Here is a 12,928-nt window from a genome sequence, read left to right as displayed (position 1 = left end):
CCATGCCCGCCAGAATTCCGCGTGCCGCCTATGCCGCCATGTACGGCCCGACCACCGGCGACAAGGTGCGCCTTGCCGACACCGAACTTTTCATCGAGGTCGAGCGCGACCTCACCACCCATGGCGAGGAGGTGAAGTTCGGCGGTGGCAAGGTGATCCGCGACGGCATGGGCCAGAGCCAGGTCACCCGCGCGGGCGGCGCCGTCGACACGGTCATCACCAATGCGCTGATCGTCGATCATACCGGCATCATCAAGGCCGATGTGGGGCTGAAGGACGGGCGCATCGCCGCCATCGGCAAGGCGGGCAATCCCGACACGCAGCCCGGCGTCGACATCATTGTCGGCCCAGGTACCGAGGCGATCGCGGGCGAAGGCAAGATCCTGACGGCCGGCGGCTTCGACGCGCATATCCACTTCATCTGTCCGCAGCAGATCGAGGAGGCGCTGATGAGCGGCCTGACCTGCATGCTGGGCGGCGGCACCGGCCCTGCCCACGGCACGCTGGCCACCACCTGCACGCCGGGACCGTGGCACATTGCGCGCATGATCGAGGCGGCGGACGCTTTCCCGATGAACCTCGCCTTTGCCGGAAAGGGCAATGCCTCCCTGCCCGGCGCGCTGGAGGAAATGATTCTCGGCGGCGCGGCGGCGCTGAAACTGCACGAGGACTGGGGCACGACGCCAGCCGCCATCGACTGCTGCCTTTCGGTCGCGGACGAACACGACGTGCAGGTGATGATCCATACCGACACGCTCAACGAAAGCGGCTTCGTGGAATCGACCATCGACGCCATCAAGGGCCGCACGATTCATGCCTTCCACACGGAAGGAGCCGGTGGCGGCCATGCGCCCGACATCATCAAGGTGGTCGGCGAGACGAATGTCATTCCCTCATCGACCAATCCGACGCGCCCTTATACGGTGAACACGATTGCCGAGCATCTGGACATGCTCATGGTCTGCCACCATCTCGACGCATCGATTCCCGAGGACATTGCCTTCGCCGAGAGCCGCATCCGCAAGGAAACCATCGCGGCGGAAGACATCCTGCATGACATGGGCGCCTTCTCCATCATTTCCTCCGACAGCCAGGCCATGGGGCGGGTGGGCGAGGTCATCATCCGCACATGGCAGACGGCCGACAAGATGAAGCGCCAGCGCGGGGCATTGAAGGAGGAAACCGGCGACAACGACAATTTCCGGGTGCGCCGCTACATCGCCAAATACACGATCAATCCGGCCATCGCGCATGGCCTGTCGCGTGAGATCGGCTCGGTGGAGGTGGGCAAGCGGGCCGATCTCGTGGTCTGGAACCCGGCCTTCTTCGGCGTGAAGCCCGACATGGTGCTGATTGGCGGCTCCATCGCAGCAGCACCCATGGGAGACCCCAACGCCTCCATTCCCACGCCGCAGCCGGTCCACATGCGCCCCATGTTCGGCGCCTATGGCAAGGCGCTGACCAATTCCTCCGTCACCTTCGTCTCCAGGGCCGCGCTCGATGGCGGGCTGCGCGAACGGCTCGGCACGGCCAAGCAGATGCTGGCGGTGGAGAACACGCGTGGCGGCATCGGCAAGAAGGCCATGGTGCTGAACGACTTCACCCCGGAAATGGAGGTGGACCCGGAAACCTACGAGGTGCGGGCCAATGGCGAATTGCTGACCTGCGAACCGGCGACCGTCGTGCCCATGGCACAGCGCTATTTCCTGTTCTGAAGCCCTCGATCCGGCGGCCATGCGGGGCTATCCTCGGGCCGGTACAAGCGCATCACGGGAGGAAATGTCATGATCCATGTCATCGCAACCATCACGCTGAAACCGGGATCGTTCGATGCCTTTCGCGAGGCCGCCATGCCGTGCATCGAGGCAACGCGGGCGGAACCGGGTTGCGTCGTCTACGATCTCAATACCAGCGTGACCAATTCGAACCGCGTGGTTTTCGTGGAACAATGGAAAAGCCGTGACGACCTGGAAGCCCATTTCAACCGGCCGCACATGAAGGTGTTTCGCAACGCGACCGCCACACTCGTGCAAAGCCGCACGGTCGAGGTCATTCATCCCGAGCGCATCGAAACGCTCTGATCCACCCCAGCAACGGAAGCGGCCGTGAACGAACCTGTCTGCACCACCATCACACGCGATTTCAGCGCCCCGGCCGGGACGGTGACACTGGACGAAACGGCGCGGCACCGGCGGCGCATGCGCATGGTCTGTGACACGGGCGACATTGCTTTCCTGCTCGACCTGCCGCAGGCACGCCTGCTGCGCCATGGCGACGGGCTGGTGCTGTCGGACGGCCGCATCATCCGGGTCGTGGCCGAACCGGAGCCGTTGATGGAGGTGACGGCACGCGACGCCCGCCACCTGCTTGCGCTGGCGTGGCAAATCGGCAACCGCCATCTGGCGGCGCAAATCGAGGCGGACCGGATTCTCATTCGCCAGGACCATGTGATCCGGGGCATGCTGGAGGGGCTCGGGGCCATGGTCCGGGATGTCCTGGCACCCTTCGACCCCGAAGGCGGGGCCTATGGCGGAGACCATGCCGGGCATCACCATGATCACGGGCACGGCCATCACGACCATGGACAACATCACGACCATGGGCATGGTCACCAACATGAGAGGCAGGACCATGAACACCATCACGACTGAACAGGGCGCCGGCCCGGCCGGCGGGATGGACTGTTGAAACTCTTTGCACCTGGCAACCGCAATCTTTCGCCCCGTCACAAGGCACTTTACGCGGCCTATGAGATCGCTTTCACCACGGTGGACTTCCTTGCCGCATTCCTGTTCGTCATCGGCTCGGTGATGTTCTTCTACAAGAGCATGGAGACGCCGGCGATCTGGTGCTTTCTCGTCGGTTCGGTCTGTTTCGCGCTGAAACCGACGCTGCGGCTGGCGCGCGAGTTGCACTATCTGGCCCTGGGCGATGTCGACGACATTGCCGGACGGTTTTCCGCCGAACCATGAGCCAGTCCGCCCTCCTCCGCCTCATGTCCTGGCTTTCACCGGTTTTCCCCACAGGCGGATTTGCCTATTCGGCCGGCCTCGAACAGGCGGTCGCCGACGGTCTCGTCGCCAAAGCGGGTTCGCTGGAAGCCTGGATCGAGGCACAGCTCGTCCACGGCGCCGCGCGCAACGATGCCATCGTGATGGCGCAGGCCTGGCATTTTGAGCAAAGGGGCGAGGATCCGCGCCCGCTGGCCGATCTGGCCGTGGCGTTGGCCGGTTCCGCGGAGCGGCATCGCGAGACGCTGGACCAGGGAGAAGCCTTCCTCGCGGCCGCGGCGCACTGGTTTGCGGACATCCTGCCACGCGGCTTGCCGCTTCCCATCGCCGTGGGGCTTGCCTGCGGCAGGGGTGCCGTGCCGGTGCGGCCAGCTCTTGCCGCCTATCTCAACACGCTGGTTTCAAACCAGTTGCAATGCGCCATCCGACTGTCCGTCACCGGCCAGGATGGCGCGGCGCGCCTGCTGGCCGTGCTCGAACCGGTCATCGATTCCGTGGCCGAGGCAGCCGCCGGCGCCACGCTCGACGATCTCGGGAGCTTCGCGCTGAATGCCGAAATCGCTTCCATGAACCACGAAACCCTGCAACCGAGGCTGTTCCTGTCATGACCTCCACCCATGGACCCCTTCGCGTCGGCATTGGCGGGCCAGTCGGCTCCGGCAAGACGACATTGACCGAAAAGCTGTGCAAGGCCATGCGCGAGCGATGGTCTGTCGGTGTCGTGACCAATGACATCTACACGCGCGAGGATGCCGAGGCGCTGATGCGGATGCAGGCGCTGCCCTCAGACCGGGTGATCGGCGTGGAAACCGGCGGATGCCCGCACACCGCCATTCGCGAAGACGCGTCGATCAACCTGCGCGCCATCGCGGAACTGACAGCGCGGCATCCGGCTCTCGACATCATCTTCATCGAATCGGGCGGGGACAACCTGGCCGCCACGTTCTCGCCGGACCTCGCCGACCTGTCGATCTACGTCATATCCGTGTGCCAGGGGGAGGACATTCCGCGCAAGGGCGGGCCGGCGATCACGCGCTCGGACCTGCTGCTCATCAACAAGGCGGATCTGGCGCCGCATGTGGGCGCGGACCTCTCGCGCATGGAGGCGGATGCCGGCAAGGCGCGGGGCGCACGGCCATACCTGTTCACCGATCTGCGGCATGGTGAGGGCGTCGAGGCGATCGTCGAATGGCTGGTGGCGACCGGCGGACTGGCGCGTCAGCCGGCGGCGGAGTAGCCGGCCCGCCTTGCAGGAGGCCGCTGAGCTGTCCACAAACGGTCCCCACTGTTCGCGAGAGCCTTCCACAGCTTGTCCACTGCCTGCCCACAGGCAGACGCAACGAAGCATGCAAGGCAAGCGAGCCGATTCTTCGTTTCGACCGAAGAGAGGTATCAGCGAACGGAGGCGACGGCGGAACTGTCGCCGGTGCGCAGCGAGACCCAGCGCCCGGTATCGGTGCTCGACTGGCGCTTGAGGAAACGATAGCCGGTCTCGCTCCAGAGACGAACGTGATCCGACAGGTTGTCGAGGATGTAGTCGCCCCTGTCCGTGCGCACGGTGAGCACGGCATGTCCCTCGCCGTCCGGCTTGCGCACGACGGTGATCAGGAGATTGGAAAGCGGAATGCCGGCGCGGGCCAGTTCCCGGCGCTTTTCCAGGACGTAATCCTCGCAGTCGCCCATGGCGCCGGGATAGGTCCAGACCTCGTCCTTGCCGTAGATGTCGAAGTCATTCATCGGCTCAACCGCGCGGTTGACCGAAGCATTGACGGTGTTGATGCGTTTCCAGAGTCGCGTCGTCAGGCGCGACGGGCCGGCATCGGCGCTGCGGATGGAGCATTCGGAGGGATAGGCGCGGCAGAACTCGTAATGCCCTATGGGCTGTGAGGTCAGCCCGCCCGTGATCATGTTGGCGCCGGCGGCATTGCCCGCACCGCCCGTGCTCAAAAGCAGGCAGGCCGCCATGGCAAGCGCCGCCTGTGCGGAGATCCGTACCGTCATGAAGCGCCCACCCCGTGTCTGCCCGTCCGAACTCTTAACAAATTGTTAACGGGCGCAGCGTGGCGGAGTCAATTGCGGCTGGGGGATATGGTAAACAGCGGTCGTTCACGGACACGAAAAAAGGCCATCCCATTGCGGGATGGCCACAGTCGCGACTCGCAATACGTGCGCGATCAGGCGGATTTGCGGGTCTTCGGCGTCGCGGGAGCCTCCGCGCGCGCCATGAAGGCGGTGATTCGCGGCACGATTTCCTTGCGGAAACGGGACCCATTGAACACGCCGTAGTGGCCCACCTTCGGTTGCGTGTAGTGCAGGCGGCGATCATCCGGAATGTTGGGTGTCAGCGCATGGGCCGCTTCGGTCTGGCCGCCGCCGGTGATGTCGTCGTTCTCGCCCTCGACCGTCATCAGCGCCACCTTGCGAATGGCTTTCGGGTCCACGGCCTCCCCTCGGTGCAGCATGGTGCCGGTGGGAATGGCGTGCTCGATGAACACGGTCTCCACGGTCTGGAGGTAGAATTCCGCGGTCAGGTCCATGACGGCAAGATATTCGTCATAGAAATCACGGTGCTTCTCGGCGCTGTCGCCGTCATCCTTCACGAGGTGCAGGAAGAAATCCTTGTGCGCGATGATGTGGCGATCGAGGTTCATGCTCATGAAGCCGGAAAGCTGCAGGAATCCGGGATAGACGTCGCGGCCGAAGCCGGGATGGGGCCACGGCACGGTCATGACCGCATTGTCCCGGAACCACTGGATGCCCTTTTCCTGCGCCAGGTCGTTGACCGCCGTGGGTGAACGGGTGGTGTCGATCGGACCGCCCATCAGGATCATGGAGGCCGGCGCGAACGGATCGCCGCGCTTCTCCATCACCGATACGGCGGCAAAGACGGGGACGGAGGGCTGGCAGACCGCCATGACATGCGTGCCCTCGCCCAGGTAATGCAGCATCTCGATGACATAGTCGATGTAATCGTCGAGATCGAAACGGCCGTCCGACAGCGGCACCATGCGCGCGTCGGCCCAGTCGGTGATATAGACGTCGTTGTGCTGCATCATGGCTTCCACCGTGCCGCGCAGCAGCGTGGCATAGTGGCCGGACATGGGCGCGACGATGAGAAGCTTGGAATCCTCCTTGCGCCCCTTGGGCAGATCGCGCTTGAAATGCAGCAGGTCGCAGAAAGGTTTCGACCAGACGACTTCCTCGGTCACCCGGACCGCCTGGCCGTCCACAACCGTTTCCGGCAGGCCGAAAGGCGGCTTGGAATAACGCCGCGTCATGCGTTCGAACAGTTCCGCCGAGGCGGCCATCGACCGGCCGAAGGAGGAATGCGACAACGGATTCAACGGATTGGAGTAGAAAAGCTTGGCGGCATCCGCCACGGCACGGAACGGCTGCAAGGCAGCGTGGTTCATTTCATAGAGATGGTAGAACATGAAAAGTGCGTATCCCTTCATGAATATGAGATCCGCCGGCCGGACCCGCGCACGCCGCATCAAAGCTGAACATACTCTGCAGTATGTAAACGATCCGTACCGGCTGGCAATTGGACATTAGGCCATCAAACCCCACTCGGCTCCCGGCGAAACAAGTTGCCCGGGTCAACTGTTAGAGCACCAATCATAATGCTTGAACAGGGGTATCAAAGTTCCGTTTTCATGTTTTGCGCCGCTTTTCTGGTGGTTTCCCGCCGGCGGTGGCGCGTCTTTCCCCTAGGGAAAGCAAAAAGGGCGGCCATTCCGACCGCCCTTCCCCGATCCGTTCCTGCACAGGAATCAGCGGCGCAGGACGCCACCGGTCTGCTTGGCGACATTGGCGACGATGGCCGCCGAAAGCTTCTCGAAATCCTCGTCGGTCAGGGTCTTGTCGGTCGGCTGGATGGTGACGGCAATGGCCACCGACTTCCTGTCCTCGCCGATGGAGGCACCCTCGAACAGGTCGAAGACGGTCACGCCGGCGATCAGTTTCTTGTCGGCGGCCGCCGCGGCGCGGGTGATGTCACCGGCCGCAACTGTCCTGTCAACCACGAAGGCGAAGTCGCGGGTGACCGCCTGGAAGCTCGAAAGGTCGAGGCGCGGCTTGGTACGGGTGGCCTTGGCCTTGGGTTCGGGAATCGTGTCGAGGAAGACCTCGAAGCCGCAGACCGGACCGGAGACGTCGAGGGCTTCCAGCACCCTGGGGTGGAATTCGCCGAACCAGCCGAAGACCATTTTCGGGCCGAGGCGGATGACACCGGAGCGGCCGGGGTGGAACCAGTCCGGCGCGCCGCGGGCGATCTGGAGGTTGGCGACAGGCGCACCGGCGGCCTCGAGCGCGGCCAACGCATCGGCCTTGGCATCGGCCCAGCCGACCGGCGCGGCATTGCCGGACCAATGGCGGCCCTCATGGCTCATGTGCGCGGTGCCGCGGCGCACGCCCGAGGCGGCACGGCGCTGGCCTTCGGGCGTATCGCCCTGGTAGAGGCCCGACACTTCAAACAGGGCCACATCGGCAAAACCGCGCTGGGCATTGCGCTGCGCCGCAGTCAGCAGGCCCGGCAGCAGCGAGGGGCGCATGTCCGACATGTCGGCGGCAATCGGGTTTGCCAGCTTCAGCGCCTCGCCGCCACCGCCGAACAAGGCGGCATGTTCAGCCGGAATGAAGGACCAGTTGACGGCCTCCATCATGCCACGGGCGGCCAGCGCCCGGCGGGCGGAGCGGGTGCGCAACTGCAACGGGGTCAGGATGCGGCCGGCAACCGATTCCTCGCCCTCCAGCGGCACCGGAACGATGTTGTTGACACCATGGATGCGCATGACCTCCTCGACGAGATCCGCCTTGCCGTCCACATCGGGGCGCCAGGTCGGCACGGCCACATCCACAACCTCGGCGGTCCCGTTCGGCTCGAAACCCAAACGTTCGAGGATGCCGAGCGCCTCGGTTGCGTCCACGGCAATGCCCGTCAGGCGCTTCACTTCGGAAACCGGGAAGGTGACGGTCTTGCGCTCGGGCGCCCTGTAACCCTCGACGACCAGTTCGCTTGGCGTGCCGCCGCACAGGTCCATGACCAGATGGGTGGCCAGTTCGGCGCCCGGCACCATGAATTCAGGGTCGACACCACGCTCGAACCGGTAGCGGGCATCGGTGATGATGCCGAGGTCGCGGCCGGTGCGGGCGATGTTCATCGGTTCCCAGAGCGCCGATTCGATCAGCACGTCGGTGGTGCTTTCGTCGCAGCCGGAATGTTCGCCACCCATCACGCCGGCGATGGATTCGACGCCGTTGTCATCGGCGATGATGCAATTGTCCGGGCCCAGCTTGTACGTGCGTTCGTCCAGCGCCAGCACGGTTTCGCCATCGCGGGCGCGGCGCACGACCAGGTTGCCCTTCACCTTGGCGGCATCGAACACGTGCAGCGGGCGTCCGCGGTCGAAGGTGACGTAGTTGGTGATGTCGACCAGCGCGTTGATCGGCCGCAGGCCGATGGCCATGAGGCGCTGCTGCATCCATTTCGGCGACGGCCCGTTCTTCACGCCCCTGACCATGCGCAAGGCGAAGCCGGGGCACAGGTCCGGTGCCTCGATCGTCACCTTGACCGGGCATTCTCCCTGGCCTGCGACAGGCATGATCGCCGCCGCCTTCAGGCGGCCGAGGCCAGCGGCGGCGAGATCGCGGGCGATGCCGTGCACGCCGGTGCAATCCGGGCGGTTGGGCGTCAGGCCGATCTCGATGACCGGATCGTCAAGGCCTGCATAGGCGGCGAACGAGGTGCCGACCGGCGCATCCTCCGGCAGGTCGATGATGCCCGAGTGCTCGTCGGACAGTTCCAGCTCGCGTTCCGAACACATCATGCCGTGGGATTCGACGCCGCGGATCTTGCCGACGCCAAGTGTCACGTCGATGCCCGGCACATAGGTGCCTGGCAGGGCCAGCGCACCGACGAGCCCGGCGCGGGCATTGGGCGCGCCACAGACGACCTGGAGCGGCTTGCCGCCATTCACGTCCGGTCCGCCATCGACGGAAAGCACCTGAAGCTTGTCGGCATCGGGATGGCGCTCGGCGGTGAGGACACGGGCGATCACGAAGGGCCTGAAGGCCGCCTTGTCATCGACGCTCTCGACCTCGAGGCCAATCATGGTGAGCCTTTCGACGATCTCGTCGAGTGTGGCTTCGGTTTCAAGGTGGTCCTTGAGCCAGGACAGTGTGAATTTCATGATCCCGTTCCTCCTTATGCGCTCAGGCCGCCGAACAGGGTCGGCATGTCGAGCGGGCGGAAGCCGTAATGGTTGAGCCAGCGCACATCGGCGTCGAAAAAGGCGCGCAGATCCGGCATGCCGTATTTCAGCATGGCGATGCGGTCGATCCCCATGCCCCAGGCAAAGCCCTGGTATTCGTCGGGATCGAGGCCGCCCATGCGCAGCACGTTGGGATGGACCATGCCGCAGCCGAGAATCTCCATCCAGTCGGAGCCCTGGCCGAACAGCACCTCGCCGGGACGCGAGCGGTCGCACTGGATATCAACCTCCAGGCTCGGTTCGGTGAACGGGAAGAAGGACGGGCGGAAGCGCATGTTCAAGCTGGGCACTTCGAAGAAGGCCTTGCAGAACTCCTCAAGCACCCACTTCATGTTGGCCACGTTTGCGGTCCTGTCGATGACGAGGCCTTCGAGCTGGTGGAACATGGGCGAATGGGTGGCATCGGAATCGCAGCGATAGGTCTTGCCGGGGATGACGATGCGGATCGGCGGCTTCTGGGTTTCCATCGTTCGGATCTGGACCGGCGAGGTGTGGGTGCGCAGCAGCTTCCGCTCGCCGTCGGCGCCCGGCTGGAAGAAGAAGGTGTCGTGCATCTCGCGGGCCGGGTGGCCTTCGGGAAAGTTCAGTGCCGTGAAATTGTAATAGTCGGTCTCGATGTCCGGCCCTTCGGCGATGGAAAAGCCCAGATCGCCGAAAATGGCGGCGATCTCGTCGATGACCTGCGAAATGGGATGGATGCGGCCACGCTCCACCGGTGCGCCATGGACAGGAAGGGTGACATCCACCGTCTCGCGCGCCAGGCGCGCGTCGATGGCCGCGTCACGCAGTTCCTGCCGGCGGGAGGCCAGCGCCTCGGCGACCCGGTCGCGCAGGCCGTTGATCCTCGGTCCCATTTCCTTGCGCTCGTACGGCGTCATCCTGCCCAGCGTCTTGAGCAGTTCCGATACCGAGCCCTTCTTGCCGATCGCCCCGACGCGCACGGCCTCGATGGCCTGCTCGTCGGAAGCCGCGGCAATGTCGGCCATGATGGAGGTTTCAAGCGTGTCGAGGTCGCTCATTGCTGGTCGCCCATGTATCCGTTGTCCGGCGGCGCTTGTAGCGCCTGTTTGCTGCGGTTTGAACAAGAAAAACCCGCGCCAGCCCAGCCAGCGCGGGTTTCCCAAATTCACGATGTCAAGCTTGGGAAAGCGCTGGTCAGGAAACCGCGCTCTCAAACTCGTTCGGGGTCTTGTCCTTGAGATATTCAAGGGCGGACTTCGCCTGGCCCACCAGCGCGGCGAATGCCTGCGGCTCGTGGATGGCGAGGTCGGAGAGAACCTTGCGGTCAACCTCGATGCCGGCCTTGTTCAGACCGTCGATGAAGCGGCCGTAGGTCAGGCCATGCTCGCGGACGGCGGCGTTGATGCGCTGGATCCACAGCGCACGGAAATTGCGCTTGCGGGCCTTCCGGTCGCGCGTCGCATACTGCATCGATTTCTCGACGGCCTGCTTGGCGATGCGGATGGTATTCTTGCGACGGCCATAAAAGCCCTTGGCGGCCTTCATAACCTTCTTGTGCTTGGCGTGGGCGGTAACGCCGCGTTTTACACGTGCCATGTCATGATCTCCTGAATATCAGCTGAAGCGTTTGCCGGGGCCGGGGCTCAGAGGCCGCCGCCATTGGGCAGGTAGTTCTTGATGACCTTCCTGGCGTCCGCCTCGGGAAGGACCATCATGCCGCGTGCATCGCGGATGAACTTGTTGGAACGCTTGATCATGCCGTGGCGCTTGCCGGCGGCTGCCACTTTCACCTTGCCGGTGCCGGTGATCTTGAACCGCTTCTTGGCGGCCGATTTGGTCTTCATCTTGGGCATTTTGCTCTACTCTCCTTTTGCCGGCCCCGAAGAGCCGCTCTTTTTTCGTCTTTCCGCAGACCAGAGCGGAAAAACAGCATGAAAACCGCCACGGCATGCCCTGCCGGGCGGCTTCGAACGGCGCGTCATTACAGGATGGACCGGCAATGTGCAAGCCCCGCAGCGCCGAATCGGGTGGCTTTCGCTGCCCGCAAAACAGCCCGGCGCCAAAAACAGAACCGGCGTCCGTAGGGGCGCCGGCTCAAACCCGAAGAACCAGTGCGCGCGCTCAGCGCGGCGCCAGGACCATCATCATCTGGCGGCCTTCCAGCTTCGGCTCGGCCTCGACCTTGGCGATTTCCTCGACCTCGGCGCGCACCTTGTTCAGAAGCTGCATGCCCAGTTCCTGGTGCGCCATCTCGCGGCCGCGGAAGCGCAGCGTGACCTTGACCTTGTCGCCGTCCTCGAAAAAGCGCCGCACGGCCTTCATCTTCACCTCGTAGTCGTGGGTGTCGATGTTGGGACGCATCTTGATCTCCTTGATCTCGATGGTCTTCTGCTTCTTGCGCGCCTCGGCGGCCTTCTTCTGCTTCTCGTATTTCAGCTTGCCGAGATCGAGGATCTTGCATACGGGCGGAGAGGCGTTCGGCGAGATCTCGACAAGGTCGAGCCCGGCATCCTCGGCGCGCGAGAGCGCCTCCTGAATCGAAACATCCCCGAGATTGCTTCCGTCCTCACCGATGAGCTGGACACGGGGGACACGGATTTCCTGGTTGGCGCGCGGGCCTTCCTTGACAGGAGGCGGCGCTCTGAACGGTCTGCGAATGGTCGTGGTCTCCTCAACTGTTTCGCCAATGTAATTCGCTGCCGGGCCGCTTGTTCCCGGCATTCGTGCGGCACTTTTTCCAGCCGCGCTGCAAAGTCAATAGCACAGATTGTTGCATGAATCACCTGCTGCGTTGCAAACAGGCAGGAAACCGGGAAAAAGGTGCAGATCATGACGGAACAGGACGGCCGGATCATCGTCGATGGCAATTCCATCGCCTTTCGGCGCATCCCCGGCGCGGCACCGGGGCTTGTCTGGCTCGGCGGCTTCAGGTCAACCATGCGCGGCACGAAGGCCGATGCGCTCGCCGCCTTCGCGTGCGCGAGCGGGCTGGCCTTCCTGCGCCACGACTATTCCGGGCACGGGGAGTCCGGCGGGGCGTTCACCGACGGCACGATTTCGCGCTGGCTGAACGAATCCCTGGCGGTGTTCGAGGCGCATTCACAGGGTCCGCAAATTCTCTTCGGCTCTTCCATGGGCGCATGGATCGCGCTGCGCATGGTGCAGGAACTGGCCCGTCGCGGGGAAAAGGGGCGGATCGCCGGCCTTGTTCTGATCGCCCCGGCACCGGATTTCACCAGCGACCTGCATGCCCCGCGGCTGACCGACGAACACAAGGCCGCGCTGGACCATGACGGCTTCTTCACCGTGCCATCGGCCTATGACGATGAGCCCTATGTCTTCACCCGCGCCCTGTTCGAGGATGGCGAGGTCAACCGGGTCCTGACCGGCCCGCTCGACACCTGGTGCCCGGTCCACATCATCCAGGGCCTCGACGACCCGGATGTGCCCCATGCCCATGCCCTGAAACTGGTGGAACACCTGCCCGCCGACGACGTGACGCTGACGCTCGTCAGGGGCGGCGATCACCGCCTTTCGCGGCTGCAAGATCTGGACCTGCTGACACGCGCAGCCGCCACCATGGTCGAGCACAGCCGAAGCAACAGCACCTGAAAAGGGCGATATTCACTTTTATTTTCAATTGCTTTGACGATTCCGTTTTTTACAGAGCTTGAATCGCCGTTT

General features: G+C 64.0%; 14 protein-coding genes. 7 read left to right on the top strand and 7 right to left on the bottom strand.

What is annotated here, in order from left to right:
• Nucleotides 1-2 precede the first annotated feature (2 nt).
• The 6 genes from ureC to ureG all read left to right on the top strand — a co-directional run bounded on the left by ureC (nucleotide 3) and on the right by ureG (nucleotide 4,248).
• Complete coding sequence (gene ureC / locus R3D65_RS08045) at nucleotides 3-1,715, top strand: urease subunit alpha (RefSeq protein WP_371274696.1); 1,713 nt, start codon at nucleotides 3-5, stop codon at nucleotides 1,713-1,715.
• A 69-nt stretch (nucleotides 1,716-1,784) separates the two neighbouring features.
• Nucleotides 1,785-2,081 (top strand): putative quinol monooxygenase, encoded by a 297-nt coding sequence (locus R3D65_RS08040; protein WP_371274695.1) that lies wholly within the window; start codon nucleotides 1,785-1,787, stop codon nucleotides 2,079-2,081.
• 24 nt (nucleotides 2,082-2,105) lie between these two features.
• Nucleotides 2,106-2,651 (top strand): urease accessory protein UreE, encoded by a 546-nt coding sequence (locus R3D65_RS08035; protein WP_371274694.1) that lies wholly within the window; start codon nucleotides 2,106-2,108, stop codon nucleotides 2,649-2,651.
• 33 nt (nucleotides 2,652-2,684) lie between these two features.
• Nucleotides 2,685-2,972: a YrhK family protein gene (locus R3D65_RS08030; RefSeq protein WP_371274693.1), complete on the top strand. Its 288-nt coding sequence runs from the start codon at nucleotides 2,685-2,687 to the stop codon at nucleotides 2,970-2,972.
• Complete coding sequence (locus R3D65_RS08025; protein WP_371274692.1) at nucleotides 2,969-3,619, top strand: urease accessory protein UreF; 651 nt, start codon at nucleotides 2,969-2,971, stop codon at nucleotides 3,617-3,619. Before R3D65_RS08030 ends, R3D65_RS08025 begins: the two co-directional genes overlap by 4 nt.
• Nucleotides 3,616-4,248, top strand: coding sequence for an urease accessory protein UreG (ureG, locus tag R3D65_RS08020; RefSeq protein WP_371274691.1), 633 nt, complete (start codon nucleotides 3,616-3,618; stop codon nucleotides 4,246-4,248). Before R3D65_RS08025 ends, ureG begins: the two co-directional genes overlap by 4 nt.
• A 155-nt stretch (nucleotides 4,249-4,403) precedes the next feature.
• Here the strand turns inward: ureG and R3D65_RS08015 are convergent, their stop codons facing one another.
• From R3D65_RS08015 to infC, 7 genes are all read right to left on the bottom strand, one after another.
• The gene (locus R3D65_RS08015; RefSeq protein ID WP_371274690.1) at nucleotides 4,404-5,012 is read right to left on the bottom strand and encodes a transglutaminase-like cysteine peptidase; all 609 of its coding nucleotides are present in this window, start codon (nucleotides 5,010-5,012) and stop codon (nucleotides 4,404-4,406) included.
• A gap of 173 nt (nucleotides 5,013-5,185) precedes the next feature.
• Nucleotides 5,186-6,445, bottom strand: coding sequence for a polyhydroxyalkanoate depolymerase (locus tag R3D65_RS08010; protein WP_371275011.1), 1,260 nt, complete (start codon nucleotides 6,443-6,445; stop codon nucleotides 5,186-5,188).
• A 339-nt stretch (nucleotides 6,446-6,784) separates the two neighbouring features.
• A complete protein-coding gene (pheT, locus tag R3D65_RS08005; RefSeq protein ID WP_371274689.1) occupies nucleotides 6,785-9,202 on the bottom strand; it encodes a phenylalanine--tRNA ligase subunit beta in 2,418 nt (805 codons plus the stop codon).
• Nucleotides 9,203-9,216: 14 nt separating this feature from the next.
• Nucleotides 9,217-10,302, bottom strand: a complete 1,086-nt coding sequence (gene pheS, locus R3D65_RS08000) for a phenylalanine--tRNA ligase subunit alpha (protein ID WP_371274688.1) — start codon at nucleotides 10,300-10,302, stop codon at nucleotides 9,217-9,219.
• A gap of 136 nt (nucleotides 10,303-10,438) precedes the next feature.
• Nucleotides 10,439-10,840 (bottom strand): 50S ribosomal protein L20, encoded by a 402-nt coding sequence (gene rplT, locus R3D65_RS07995; protein WP_371274687.1) that lies wholly within the window; start codon nucleotides 10,838-10,840, stop codon nucleotides 10,439-10,441.
• A gap of 47 nt (nucleotides 10,841-10,887) precedes the next feature.
• Entirely contained in the window at nucleotides 10,888-11,097 is a 210-nt protein-coding gene (gene rpmI / locus R3D65_RS07990; RefSeq protein ID WP_371274686.1) for a 50S ribosomal protein L35, read from the bottom strand.
• A 268-nt stretch (nucleotides 11,098-11,365) separates the two neighbouring features.
• Nucleotides 11,366-11,902: a translation initiation factor IF-3 gene (gene infC / locus R3D65_RS07985; protein ID WP_371275010.1), complete on the bottom strand. Its 537-nt coding sequence runs from the start codon at nucleotides 11,900-11,902 to the stop codon at nucleotides 11,366-11,368.
• Nucleotides 11,903-12,073: 171 nt separating this feature from the next.
• Here infC and R3D65_RS07980 point away from each other — a divergent pair, with 171 nt between their 5' ends.
• Nucleotides 12,074-12,856: an alpha/beta hydrolase gene (locus tag R3D65_RS07980; protein WP_371274685.1), complete on the top strand. Its 783-nt coding sequence runs from the start codon at nucleotides 12,074-12,076 to the stop codon at nucleotides 12,854-12,856.
• Nucleotides 12,857-12,928: the final 72 nt, after the last annotated feature.

Origin of the sequence: Zhengella sp. (assembly GCF_041397485.1) — a bacterium.
Classification (GTDB): Bacteria; Pseudomonadota; Alphaproteobacteria; order Rhizobiales; family Rhizobiaceae; genus Zhengella.
This window is presented reverse-complemented; position numbering and strand designations above follow the sequence as displayed.